This window comes from Pseudomonas sp. ACN8, assembly GCF_002303925.1.
Lineage (GTDB): Bacteria > Pseudomonadota > Gammaproteobacteria > Pseudomonadales > Pseudomonadaceae > Aquipseudomonas.
On the sequence record NZ_MRCS01000040.1, the window covers coordinates 1 to 12,362 of the forward strand.

At 61.3% G+C, this 12,362-nt stretch carries 8 protein-coding genes; 5 read left to right on the top strand and 3 right to left on the bottom strand.

The genetic code is table 11. From position 1 onward, the window contains the following. Positions 1 to 55: 55 nt before the first annotated feature. Positions 56 to 2,455 (bottom strand): GGDEF domain-containing protein, encoded by a 2,400-nt coding sequence (locus tag BSF44_RS21110; protein ID WP_095945157.1) that lies wholly within the window; start codon positions 2,453 to 2,455, stop codon positions 56 to 58. A gap of 204 nt (positions 2,456 to 2,659) precedes the next feature. Beyond that, a complete protein-coding gene (gene rlmKL, locus BSF44_RS21115) occupies positions 2,660 to 4,930 on the bottom strand; it encodes a bifunctional 23S rRNA (guanine(2069)-N(7))-methyltransferase RlmK/23S rRNA (guanine(2445)-N(2))-methyltransferase RlmL (protein ID WP_095945158.1) in 2,271 nt (756 codons plus the stop codon). Positions 4,931 to 5,460: 530 nt separating this feature from the next. Here rlmKL and rmf point away from each other — a divergent pair. Beyond that, positions 5,461 to 5,676 carry a ribosome modulation factor gene (gene rmf, locus BSF44_RS21120; protein WP_003223300.1) on the top strand — a complete coding sequence of 72 codons (216 nt, stop codon included), beginning with the start codon at positions 5,461 to 5,463 and terminating at the stop codon, positions 5,674 to 5,676. Between the two features lie 247 nt (positions 5,677 to 5,923). Here rmf and BSF44_RS21125 read toward each other — a convergent pair whose 3' ends face one another. After that, on the bottom strand, positions 5,924 to 6,943 hold the full coding sequence (locus BSF44_RS21125; RefSeq protein ID WP_095945159.1) for a quinone-dependent dihydroorotate dehydrogenase: 1,020 nt from the start codon (positions 6,941 to 6,943) through the stop codon (positions 5,924 to 5,926). Between the two features lie 227 nt (positions 6,944 to 7,170). Here BSF44_RS21125 and BSF44_RS21130 point away from each other — a divergent pair, with 227 nt between their 5' ends. From BSF44_RS21130 to BSF44_RS21145, 4 genes are all read left to right on the top strand, one after another. Further along, the gene (locus BSF44_RS21130) at positions 7,171 to 8,382 is read left to right on the top strand and encodes a CmpA/NrtA family ABC transporter substrate-binding protein (RefSeq protein WP_095945160.1); all 1,212 of its coding nucleotides are present in this window, start codon (positions 7,171 to 7,173) and stop codon (positions 8,380 to 8,382) included. Between the two features lie 15 nt (positions 8,383 to 8,397). Beyond that, positions 8,398 to 8,973 carry an ANTAR domain-containing response regulator gene (locus BSF44_RS21135; RefSeq protein ID WP_008048624.1) on the top strand — a complete coding sequence of 192 codons (576 nt, stop codon included), beginning with the start codon at positions 8,398 to 8,400 and terminating at the stop codon, positions 8,971 to 8,973. 339 nt (positions 8,974 to 9,312) lie between these two features. Beyond that, positions 9,313 to 10,524, top strand: a complete 1,212-nt coding sequence (locus tag BSF44_RS21140; RefSeq protein ID WP_008048622.1) for a NarK/NasA family nitrate transporter — start codon at positions 9,313 to 9,315, stop codon at positions 10,522 to 10,524. A 7-nt stretch (positions 10,525 to 10,531) separates the two neighbouring features. After that, on the top strand, positions 10,532 to 12,202 hold the full coding sequence (locus tag BSF44_RS21145) for a bifunctional protein-serine/threonine kinase/phosphatase (protein WP_095945161.1): 1,671 nt from the start codon (positions 10,532 to 10,534) through the stop codon (positions 12,200 to 12,202). The last annotated feature ends 160 nt before the right edge of the window (positions 12,203 to 12,362 follow it).

Sequence of the window (12,362 nt, forward strand, 5' to 3'; positions counted from 1 at the left end):
CAGGGGCTGACGCTATCGCGAGCAGGCTCGCTCCTACATGGATTACATGCAACCTTTAGCTCATCTCCCCCTCAACCCGATCCCTTCCCGCCTGCTTCGCCGCGTAAACCCCCGAATCCGCGCGCAACAGCAAGGCATCGGCGCCCTCCCCGACCCGCCAACCGGCAATCCCGAAACTGGCGGTGACCGTACCGACTCCTTCAATGGGTGAACTGCGCAAGCCTTGCCACAATTGCCGGGCCAACATATAGGCCTGTTCGCCGCTGATATCCGGGCACAGCACCATGAACTCCTCTCCGCCCAGGCGGCAGAACACATCGGTGCGCCGCAACCGGTGGCCGATCCGTTGGCACACGGCCTGCAACACCCGATCACCGATGGCATGGCCATGCAGGTCATTGATGCGCTTGAAATGGTCGATATCGAGCATGATCACCGACAGATTCCCACCGCCACGCTCCACCCGGGCCATTTCGATGGTCAGGCGTTCCTGGAAATAACGGCGGTTGTGGATACCGGTCAGCGAATCGGTGACCGACAGCGCGCGCAACTCTTCTTCCACCCGCTTCATATCGGAAATGTCCGAGATGTAGCCGTGCCAGAGCACACCGCCACCGGGCAGTTCCTCCGGCGTGGCCTCGCCACGCACCCAACGCAGACCCCGTTGCGGCAGTTGCACGCGGTATTCCTCGCGCCAGGGGCTGAGGGTGTCGGCCGAGGCTCGGATCGAGGCGCGGACACGGGTGGTGTCCTGGGGATGAATCCGGGTGAAGATCGCTTCGGCATTGAGTAGCAGCACGTCAGGTTCGAGCTCGTAGATCTCGCGAATGCCGTCGCTGGCGTAGATCACACTGAAGCGTCCGTCGAACTCCATCTTGAACTGGTAGATGCCACCAGGCACGTGGGCGCTGAGCTTCTTCAACAACAGGTCCCGCGCCGCGAGTGCCTCGTGGACCCGCTTGCGTTCGGTGATGTCGATGCACACCGCCAGGTGCCCGACCCACAGGCCTTGTTCGTCGAGCACCGGCGTGGCGAGCATGTTGACCATCAGATGGCTGCCATCGCCGCGTACCAGCGTCCACTCCCGCGCCTCGTGGTCGCCCTCCGTGTCGCCTTCGACCAGCATCGCCTGGCAGGTCGGCACCGGTTTGCCATAGCGGGTGCTCAACTCTGCCGAGCGAGCGACCAGTTCCCTGGGCAGGTGCAGGTTCTCCAGGGTCATATGCCCCACCACTTCGGCACTGGAATAGCCGAGCATCTGCTCGGCACCGGCGTTGAAGGTGCTGATGACCCCGCGCAGGTCGGTGGCAATGATCGCGACCTGGGTGGCGGCATTCAGCACGCCACGCAACTGGCCGTGGGTGCCACGCAACTCCTGCTCTCGATCGCGCAGCTCCCGAGTGCGTTGCTCCACCAGTTTCAACGCCCGCTGCCGCTGACTGACCAACACATACAGCAAGGCACTGAGCATCACGCTGAGCAATCCACCCAACACCACCACACTGGTCACGGAGGAATGGTTGGCCTGCACGAACGCGTCGCTGGGCTGGATATCGACTTGATAGTCGTGGTCGGCCATGCGCAACAGGCGCGTGGTGGACAGCTCGCCGATGGCCGGCGGGTTGGGTGACTCAAACAGCACTTCGTGCTGGTCATCGGTAGACAAATCGAGGATGCGCACCGAGAGATAGTCATGGCTGGCGTCCGGCAGTCCGTCCGCCAGCAACTGGCGCATGCTGATCACGGCCATGACATAACCGTAGGGCTTCACGGCCTTGTGGTCTTGACTGTTGTGCTGCGTGACCGGTGCGACCAGCAGCACACCACGCGCATAAGCCGGCTCGATACTCACCAGATGCATCGGTTGCGACACCGCCATGCCGCCATGCCGATCGGCCCGATCGAGCGTGGCACGCCGCAGCGGCTGGGCCAGCAAGTCGTAACCGAGAGGAGAACCGAGTTTGCTTTGGGTCTGGCTATACAGCACCGCCACGTACTCATCTCGTTCTCCGGCCAGTTGCAATTGGCCGTCCGCGTTGAGTTCTCTCAGGGTGAAACTGCTCAAACCTTCGTCACGCACTCGGCGCTCGAACGCCGAACGCTCGTCACGGGTGACCCGCTGGGCGTAGGAATACGCCTGGGTCCGCAGCAGTAAAGGTTGGGTGTAGCCGTCGAATTCCGCTCGGGACACCGAATCGGAATTGGCGAAAAACCGGCGCAGACCGTCGAGGCGCTGCTCCTGATCTTCGAAACGCTCTTCGATACGGCTGTAACGCTCACTGACCAGCAGTTGGAAGCGTTGCCGCAATTGATGGTGAAACAGATTCAGCGTCGACCACGCCAGCAACCCGGTGAGCACCCCGCCGATCAGCAATACCAGCAGTGCGACCAGCCAGGCCGAGGCATCTTCGCTGATAAACCCCAGGATCTTTGGGCGCATGGCGTGCAACGACATAAAACACAACTCAAAACGCCAGGTGCGGGAAAGCCCTTTGGCCCTGAGTTGAGTTATAGCTATTAGCCACTAATTTGACCAGCACTGTAGGAGCGAGCTCTGCTCGCGATGGTCGATAACGATAACGCATGCTTTCTGAATACACGCGGCGCTTTCGGGTTCATCGCGAGCAGGCTCGCTCCTACAGTGAATCAGCACAGCTATTTAGCGAGCCGTGACTTTCCAGGCGCGATGGATCTTGGTGTTGCGGGCAAAGTCCGGATCGATGGTCTGGGCGGTGATCTCCTCGACCGCATAGCGCTCGCCGAGATTGGCTTCCAGTTCGAACTTGCGGAAGTTGTTGGAGAAGTACAACACGCCGCCGGGCGCCAACCGCGCCATGGCCAGGTCGATCAGTTGCACCTGGTCGCGCTGCACGTCGAAGACACCTTCCATGCGCTTGGAGTTGGAGAACGTCGGCGGGTCGATGAAGATCAGGTCGTACTCGTCACGACTGGCTTCAAGCCAGGCCATCACATCACCCTGCTCCAGGCGGTTCTTGTCGGAAAAACCGTTCAGCGACAGGTTGCGCCGAGCCCAGTCCAGGTAGGTTTTCGACAGGTCGACACTGGTGGTGCTGCGCGCACCGCCCTTGGCCGCATGCACACTGGCCGTCGCGGTGTAGCAGAACAGGTTGAGGAAGCGTTTGCCGGCCGCCTCTTTCTGGATACGCATGCGCATCGGCCGGTGGTCGAGGAACAGACCGGTGTCGAGGTAGTCGGTGAGATTCACCAGCAGCTTGATCCCGCCTTCATTGACCTCGACGAACTTGCCCTGTGCCGCCTGGCGCTCGTACTGCCTGGTGCCGCTCTGACGCTCGCGGCGCTTGACCACCACACGGCTCTTGTCGATGTTCAACGCCTGCGGGATGGCTGCCAGGGCATCGAACATACGGCCCGAGGCCTTTTCCGGATCGATGGATTTCGGCGCGGCGTATTCCTGGACGTGGACCCAATCGTGATACAGGTCGATGGCCATGGAATATTCCGGCATGTCGGCATCGTACACGCGGTAGCAGTCGATGCCTTCACGCTTGACCCACTTGCCCAGGGCCTTGAGGTTCTTTTGCAGGCGGTTGGCGAACATCTGCCCGCCTTCGCTCAGGCGCGGCTGCTCGACCACCGGAGCCGGTGCCGGCGTCGGTTTGATCGGATTACCGTTTTTGTTGAACTTGCGTTCCTGCGGTTCATTCGGTGTCTGATCGTAGGCGGCTTGCTCGCGCTCGACCTGACGCTGTTCCGGAGTACGACGCTCGCCGGTGACGAATTGGTCCGGCAGCACCTTGATCAGCAGCAGCTTGCACGGCAAGGCACCGTTCCAGAACGAATACTGCTTGTGGCTGCGGATACCCATGCGCTTGCCCAGGTCCGGCGCGCCGGTGAACACCGCCGCTTCCCAGTTCAGGCAGGCCTGACGCAGGCGCTCGCCGAGGTTCTGGTAGAGATAGAGCAGGCTCGCCTCATCGCCCAGACGCTCGCCGTACGGAGGGTTGCAGATGACCAGGCCTTTCTGGTTCTGGTCCGGGCGCGGTTCGAAAGTCGCGACTTCGCCCTGGTAGATCTTGATCCACTCGCTCAGGCCGGCGCGCTCGACGTTATTGCGGCCCGGTTGAATCAGTCGTGGATCGGCTTCGTAGCCGCGGATCCACAACGGAGTCTTGGCCAGGCCGGCAGCGGCGCGCTCGGACGCTTCTTCGTGGAGTTTTTTCCACAGCGCCGGGACGTGACCGAGCCAGGCGGTGAAGCCCCACTGCTCGCGGCGCAGGTTCGGCGCGATGTCGGCGGCGATCATCGCCGCTTCCACCAGGAAGGTGCCGACACCGCACATCGGGTCAGCCAGTGCGCCGCCTTCGGCCGCGATTCGTGGCCAGCCGGAACGGATCAGGATGGCGGCCGCGAGGTTTTCCTTGAGCGGCGCCGCACCTTGCTGCAGGCGATAGCCGCGCTGGTGCAGGCTGTGGCCCGACAGGTCCAGGGACAGAATGGCTTCGCCGCGATCCAGGCGCAGGTGAATGCGCAGGTCCGGGTTGAGCTTGTCGATGGACGGACGGTCGCCTTGCGGGGTGCGCAGTTTGTCGACGATGGCGTCCTTGACCTTCAGCGCGCCGAAGTGGGTGTTGTCGATACCCGAGCCATGGCCGCTGAATTCGACGGCCAGGGTGCCGTCATTGAGCATGTGGTCTTGCCACTCGATGTCCAGCACGCCGTGGTACAGGTCTTCGGCGTCCTTCATCGGAAAGCGCTTGAGCACCAGCAGCACGCGGTTGGCCAGGCGCGACCACAGGCACAGGCGATAAGCGGTTTCCATGGTAGCCATGCCGCGCACGGCGGAGGTGTGTTCCCGCGCTTCCTCAAGGCCAAGCCCGACGGCTTCCTCGATGAGCAGGCCTTCAAGGCCTTTTGGGCAAGTGAGGAAGAGTTCGAAACGATCGGACATGGGAATTCCAGAACCTTTAGCTGAGTGACCGGGCAACGCATTGCCGGTCCGGTTTTCAATCAGGCGCTTTTCTCGAAGAGCGCCCGCGTGGCACGAAGGTGTGCCGCTCCACCCCTGCTGCCCGGGTTAAATGAGCTTAGATGCAAGGACAGATAAAAAAGTTGATGCAACAAAATGTCATAAGTCGACCCTTCGTCGAATAGTGCATCCCGGCAACGGGAGCCATTCTCACTAAAGGATTAAGCCCATCATCCAGCGCAGGGCCGATCATACCGGGGTTTGGTCAATAAATACGCTACAAACGCTCTGTTACTTATGGCGTTAGCACATTAATGGTTACGTCCTTATGACAAAACGATCATTCCCTCGATGTGACGCATTGGTTAGAACTCAATACAGGTTGGCGCCGCAATGACGCCAACACCTTGGCTCGTCACGCCGGCAACGAGCCCCCAACGGCAGAGTTTTTCTGCCAGACCTCAATAGAGGTCGACGCGATAAATACAGTCAACAAGTGAGGGCAACACCCTATGAGAAGACTTAAGCGTGATCCGTTGGAAAGAGCATTTTTGCGCGGATATCAATATGGCGTTGGTGGTAAATCCCGTGAGCTTTGCCCATTTACTCTACCGTCGGTACGTCAAGCCTGGATCAACGGCTGGCGAGAAGGACGCGGCGACAACTGGGACGGTATGACCGGCACTGCGGGAATCCACAGACTCAACGAACTTCACGCCGTCGGCTAATTACAGGGCACAACACTCCGACACGACAATCTGAACTTGTACTGAATTAACCACGCACGTCCCATCCGGACGGCGGGCTCCGGCCCAGGGGCTCCTTTATGGAGCCCTTTTTTATGCCTGCTCGTTGGTCCAAACAATCCCCTGTAGGAGCGAGCTTGCTCGCGATGGACCCGAGAACACCGCGTGCATCCAGAAATCACGCGTCATCGTTACCGACCATCGCGAGCAAGCTCGCTCCTACAGGGGATCAGCGTAGCGCTGCGATGGCGTCTACCGACTCGCGAATCAGCGCCGGGCCTTTGTAGATGAAGCCCGAGTAGATCTGCACCAGGCTCGCGCCTGCGGCGATTTTCTCTGCCGCGTGCTTGCCTTCGGTAATGCCGCCCGCCGCAATGATCGGCAAACGCCCGCCCAGCTCCGACGCCAGCACTTGCACGGTGTGGGTGCTCTTGTCACGAACCGGCGCACCGGACAGACCGCCGGCTTCTTCGCCATGCTCCATGCCTTCGACGCCTACGCGGCTCAGGGTGGTGTTGGTGGCGATGACGGCATCCATCCCGGTTTCGATCAGCGCTTGCGCAACTTGTGCGGTTTCTTCGTCGTTCATGTCCGGCGCAATCTTGATCGCCAGCGGTACATGTTTGCCATGACGCAATGCCAGTTCCGCGCGGCGTTCGGCCAGATCGGCCAGCAACTGCTTGAGCGAGTCACCGAATTGCAGGCTGCGCAGGCCCGGTGTGTTCGGCGAACTGACGTTGACTGTCACATAGCTGGCGTGGGCGTAGACCTTGTCCAGGCAGATCAGGTAGTCGTCCACGGCACGCTCGACCGGCGTATCGAAGTTCTTGCCGATGTTGATGCCCAGCACGCCCTTGTACTTGGCCGCCGCCACGCGGGCCAGCAGGTGGTCGACGCCGAGGTTGTTGAAACCCATGCGATTGATGATCGCCTCGGCTTCCGGCAAGCGGAACAGGCGTGGCTTCGGGTTGCCTGGTTGCGGGCGCGGCGTGATGGTGCCGATTTCGACAAAACCGAAACCCAGCTGGGCGAAACCATCGATGGCCGCGCCATTCTTGTCCAGGCCGGCGGCCAGGCCTACCGGATTGGGAAAGTCCAGGCCCATGACATTCACCGGCAGCTTCGCCGGGGCCTTGCACAGCAAGCCGTTGAGCCCAAGACGCCCGCCCGCGCCGATCAGGTCCAGGGACAGATCGTGGGAGGTTTCCGGGGAGAGTTTGAACAACAGCTGACGGGCCAGGGTGTACATGGGCGGATTTGACTCGATTGGCGGCGAATTGAGGGGGCGATTATAGCCGGGCAACGGTGTGGCAAGCGAGGCGCGTGATCAAATCAGCGGTTAATGGCATATGCCTTGCACCACTCTGGGCACCAGCACCCATGCCAACGACCGAATGTGTGCAAAGACAATGGCGTCGTCCCCGGCCTGCTCATGCAAGAACCCGGACGACGTTTTTTTTGCAAGGTGAATACACGATGAACGAACCGTCAGCCGGCCCCCTGGCCTGGGTCCATGGCAGTGATGCCCCGGAAAAAACCGAAATCAATCTCGGCTTCATGGCCCTGAGCGACTGCGCCTCGGTGGTTGTCGCCGCCACCCAGGGCTTCGCCCAACCCCACGGTTTGACCCTGAACCTCAAGCGACAATCGTCCTGGGCCAACCTGCGGGACAAATTGGTCAGCGGCGAACTCGATGCCGCCCACAGTCTCTACGGTCTGATTTATGCCGTTCACCTGGGCATCGGTGGCGTGGCCGCGACCGACATGGCCGTGTTGATGGGCCTGAATCAGAACGGCCAGAGCATCAACCTGTCCCGCGGTTTGCAAGCGCTTGGAGTGACCAGTCCTGAAGCACTGGATCGGCACGTGCACCAAACTCGCTCAAAACTCACCTTCGCCCAGACGTTTCCCACCGGAACCCACGCCATGTGGTTGTATTACTGGCTCGCCAGCCAGGGCATTCACCCGCTGCTGGATGTCGACAGCGTGGTGGTACCGCCACCGCAAATGGTCGCGCATTTGCGGGCCGGGCGTATCGACGGCTTCTGCGTCGGCGAACCCTGGTCCGCCAGCGCCGTGCAACAGGACCTCGGCTTCACCCTGGCCACGACTCAGACCATCTGGCCCGATCATCCGGAAAAGGTCCTCGGCTGCACCCGTGCGTTCGTCGAGCAATACCCCAATACCGCCCGGGTGTTGGTGATGGCGGTTCTGGAAGCCAGCCGCTTCATCGAAGAAAGCACCGAGAATCGCCGCAGTACCGCACAATTGCTCAGTGCCGCGCAGTACCTTGACGCGCCACTGGACTGCATCGAACCACGCCTGCTGGGCGAATACGCCGACGGCCTTGGTCACCGCTGGCAAGACCCGCACGCGCTGCGCTTGCATGGGGATGGCGAGGTCAACCTGCCGTACCTGTCCGACGGCATGTGGTTCATGACCCAGTTCCGCCGCTGGGGCTTGTTGCGCGATGACCCGGACTATCTCGAGGTGGCCCGGCAGGTCCAGCAACTGGACCTCTACCGTGAAGCCGCTCGTGCCGTCGGCGTCGCTTCATCAGCCGGGGAAATGCGCAGCAGCCAATTGATCGACGGCAAGATCTGGGACGGCTCGGACCCGGCCGGTTACGCCCGCAGTTTCAAACTGCACGCCATGAGCGACAGCTCGCACCGATCCGCCAGCCGCTGACAGGAGACCACGAACATGCTGCGTATCCTGCTGATCAACGACACCGCCAAGAAAGTCGGACGCTTGAAGGCCGCCCTGACCGAGGCCGGATTCGAAGTGATCGATGAATCCGGCCTGACCATCGACCTGCCTGAACGCGTCGAAACGGTGCGTCCGGATGTGATTCTGATCGATACCGAGTCACCGGGTCGCGATGTGATGGAACAAGTGGTGCTGGTGACGCGCGACCAGCCACGACCGATTGTGATGTTCACGGACGAACACGACCCCGATGTGATGCGACAGGCGATCAAGTCCGGGGTCAGCGCCTACATCGTCGAAGGCATTCACGCACAACGCCTGCAGCCGATTCTCGATGTGGCCATGGCACGCTTCGAGAGCGACCAGGCCCTGCGTGCCCAGTTGCATGCCCGTGACCAGCAATTGGCCGAGCGCAAGCGCATCGAACTGGCCAAGGGGCTGCTGATGAAAATGAAGGACTGCAACGAGGAAGAGGCCTACACGCTGATGCGCCGCCAAGCGATGAGCCGCCAGCAGAAGCTGATACAGGTGGCGGAGCAGATCATTGCCATGAGCGAGTTGCTCGGCTGAAGTCCTGTAGCGCCTGTCCGGGCGCCATCGCGAGCAGGCTCGCTCCCACAGGTGATTTGTGTTCGACGCCATTCCCTTGTGGGAGCGAGCCTGCTCGCGAATGGCGGCGACTCGATTTCGAGTGTTGGCACAGATCTCGCTAAGTAATCACCACAGGTAACCAACGGCGGTTGCCCCACCTACGACAAAGACGTCGCTCACCTCATTTGCCCTTGGCGGATCGGGTGGCGGCGTTTTTTCGTTTTGGCCCCACAGCACGGGGTCGGTGGTGCGGCCGTATCGGCGCCCCACCTGCAAGCTCATGACTCCTTTCGAGACTCTTCACAGCTGAGGTGCGCAATGAATTCAAGCTTCTGGAAATCCGGCCATACCCCCACATTGTTCGCAGCCTTCCTCTATTTCGACCTGAGTTTCATGGTCTGGTACCTGCTCGGTCCTCTGGCGGTGCAGATCGCCGCCGACCTGCACCTGACAACGCAGCAAAGGGGGCTGGTAGTCGCCACGCCGATTCTGGCCGGGGCGGTGTTGCGCTTCGTGATGGGGATGCTGGCTGATCGCCTGTCGCCAAAAACCGCCGGCCTGATCGGCCAGGTCATCGTGATCTGCGCCCTGTTCGGCGCCTGGAAACTCGGGATCCACAGCTACGAGCAGGCGTTGCTGCTGGGCCTGTTCCTCGGCATGGCCGGCGCTTCGTTCGCCGTCGCCCTGCCCCTGGCCTCGCAGTGGTATCCGCCGCAGCATCAAGGCAAGGCCATGGGCATCGCCGGCGCGGGCAACTCGGGCACAGTGCTCGCCGCATTGATCGCTCCGGTGCTGGCGGCGGCGTTTGGCTGGAGCAACGTGTTCGGCTTTGCCCTGATTCCGTTGATCCTGACCCTGATCGTCTTCGCCTGGCTGGCCCGCAATGCCCCCGAGCGGCCAAAAGCCAAATCCATGGCCGACTACTTCAAGGCCCTGGGTGACCGTGACAGCTGGTGGTTCATGTTTTTCTACAGCGTGACGTTCGGCGGCTTCATTGGCCTGGCCAGCGCCCTGCCCGGTTACTTCAACGACCAGTACGGCCTGAGTCCGGTGACTGCCGGTTACTACACCGCTGCCTGCGTGTTCGGCGGCAGCCTGATGCGCCCCTTGGGTGGTGCACTGGCTGACCGGTTCGGCGGCATTCGGACTCTGTTGGCGATGTACACCGTCGCGGCGACCTGCATTGCCGTGGTCGGTTTCAATCTGCCGAGTTCCTACGCCGCACTGGCACTTTTCGTCTGCACCATGCTCGGTCTGGGTGCAGGCAATGGCGCGGTATTCCAGTTGGTGCCCCAGCGTTTTCGCCGGGAAATCGGCGTGATGACCGGCCTGATCGGCATGGCTGGTGGCATCGGCGGGTTTGCCCTCGCGGCCGGCATGGGCGCGATCAAGCAAAGCACCGGCAGTTATCAATTGGCGCTGTGGTTGTTTGCCAGCCTCGGCGTCCTGGCCTGGTTCGGTCTGCACGGCGTGAAACGTCGCTGGAGAACCACCTGGGGTTCGGCCGCCGTGACGGCTGCGCGGGTCTGACGCCTCGATGAGCCTGCAACTGAGTTTTGCCGAAGCCAGCGCCATCGGTCCTCGCGAGGAAAACCAGGACGCCCTGCGCCTGGTCACGCCGGCTCCGGCGCTGGCCGCGAGCAAGGGTTACCTGTTCGCGATTGCCGACGGTGTCAGCCAATGTGCCGATGGCGGGCTCGCCGCCCGTTCGACCTTGCAGGCACTGGCGCTGGACTACTACGCCACCCCGGAAACCTGGGGCGTCGCCCAGGCACTGGATCGCCTGCTACTGGCACAAAATCGCTGGTTGCAGGCTAACGGTGGCGGCCAACCGCTGCTGACCACCGTCAGTGCCTTGGTGATGCGCGGCCGGCGTTTTACCTTGGCACATGTCGGCGACTGCCGGGTTTATCGCTGGCACGCCGACACGCTGCAACGGGTGAGCGAGGATCACGTCTGGGACCAGCCTGGCATGCAGCATGTGCTTAAACGGGCCCTGGGGCTGGATCAACATCTGGTGCTGGACTTTCTGGATGGCGAACTGCGTTTGAACGAGAGTTTCGTGCTGCTCAGCGACGGCGTCTGGGCCGTCCTGGGCGATACCGCCATTGCGGGCATTTTGCGCGATCAACCTGACCTGAACAGTGCCGCGCAGACGTTGGTCAGCGCCGCGCACCTGGCTGGCAGTCAGGACAACGCCAGCGCCCTGCTGGTGCGGGTCGATGCCCTTGGCGAAACCAGCATCGGCGATGCACTGATTCATCTGCAGCAATGGCCACTCCCGCCTGCATTGAAGCCAGGCCAGACCTTCGAAGGCTGGCAGATTGAAGGGATCCTCGGCCAAAGCCAGCAATCACTGCTCTACCGGGTACGAGATGCTCAACAACAGCCTTGGCTGCTGAAAACCTTGCCCGGTGCGCTTCGTGACGATCATCAGGCCGGGCAGGCATTGTTGTCGGAGGAATGGTTCCTCAAACGTGTGGCCGGGCGGCATTTTCCTGAAGTTCATGCCGCCAGTCAGCGTCAGCATTTGTACTACGTGATGCGCGAATATTCCGGATATACCCTGGCTAAATTGCAGGAGCGTGTCGGAACGCTGCCACTGGCTCAATGGCTGGACCTGGCCGAACGCCTGCTGCGAGCGGTCGGCATACTGCATCGACGCCAGATTCTGCATCGTGATATCAAACCGGAGAACCTGCTTCTGGGGGACGACGGCGAGTTGCGCCTGCTGGATTTCGGTCTCGCGTACTGTCCCGGGCTGTCCGAAGATCAAGCCTTCGCCCTGCCCGGAACGCCCAGCTATATCGCACCGGAAGCCTTTCGCGGGGATTTACCGACACCGCAACAGGATTTGTATGCGGTCGGCGTGACCTTGTATTACCTGCTTACCGGGCATTATCCCTACGGCGAAATCGAAGCGTTCCAGCGCCCACGGTTTGGTGTGCCGGTCAGCGCCAGTCGCTACCGGCCCGACCTGCCGGAATGGATCGCGCAAAGTCTGGAACGCGCGGTGGCGGCAGCTCCGGATCAGCGCTTTGAAACAGCGGAAGAATGGTTGTTGCTGCTGGAACAGGGAGAACGACGCAGTTTGAGCGTGCGCCCCAAACCTTTGCTAGAGCGCGAACCGTTGAAAGTCTGGCGGACGTTGGCGCTGGTGTCCTTGCTGGTGAATCTGGTGCTGCTGTTTTTGTTGTTTCATGGCTGAGTTTTTCACTGCACCCAACAGATTTTTTGATTTTTCTGCTTCAAAACCGGGCGTCGCGCCTTGAACCAGTGCACGCAAACACCCTCCTCCCATGACGAGAGCCCATAAATCGGGCCCTTGCGAAACTTGGCACAACCACTGCATTACCTTTCCCAACATA